Source organism: Spirosoma lituiforme (assembly GCF_054776635.1).
Map to the genome: position 1 here is coordinate 1 of NZ_BAAHBO010000042.1, position 727 is coordinate 727.

1 protein-coding gene is annotated in these 727 nt (G+C 36.0%); it reads right to left on the reverse strand.

Annotated elements, in window-relative coordinates; all coding sequences use genetic code 11:
* Positions 1-21 precede the first annotated feature (21 nt).
* Positions 22-727 (reverse strand): hypothetical protein (locus ACYU87_RS27570; RefSeq protein ID WP_461137221.1); only part of this gene is annotated, 706 nt, incomplete at its 5' end.

Here is a 727-nt window from a genome sequence, read left to right on the forward strand (position 1 = left end):
GTTCTGCCATTTTACATCCTTCTAACGATAATAATTTAAATCCATTAATACACCATCTTTAAAAACCATACGTCCGCTTGAACCCCATCTAGATACAGTACCATCTGAATTCATACCAAGTATCTGTACAAAGTTAATTGTGGCATTCACTCCAAATCCTGTTTCCCACTGTGGATCTACAATCTTAAATCCATGTGCATATAGGTTACATCCAAGATGAATACCATACTGGCTATAAATACTGTTTGATCTTGAAAAACAAAGCATTGTAGTGTAACTTCCAGCATTAGCAGATTCTTCTTGAGAAAATGCCATATATTTTCCTTCGCTATCAAGGTCAAAAACTAGGCCTTTATGGGAGCTGTTACCACTCCATACATTTGTACCAATCTTTCCGATGTATTTCCCATCACGATAGAAGTGATTTCCATTTTCATCAAAGACTGCTCTTTTATTACTGCTATCAATCGAACCGTTATATAGCCCAATCTCTCCTGCAGTAATCTGTACATATCTACTAGCACCATTAAAACCAAGTAAAAAACTGTTATAGTTTTGTCTCATAAAAGTACCAAACTCACCTTTTTTCACCATTGATGAGATAGAGCCTTCCACAACAGATATTTTTGATATTGCTGTTTCTGCCTTTTCCTTAGCTGCACTTATATCCTTGTCCACAACTCTTATCCAGTCAAAAGATAGAGAAGAACTGATGCTCTCAGTTGAT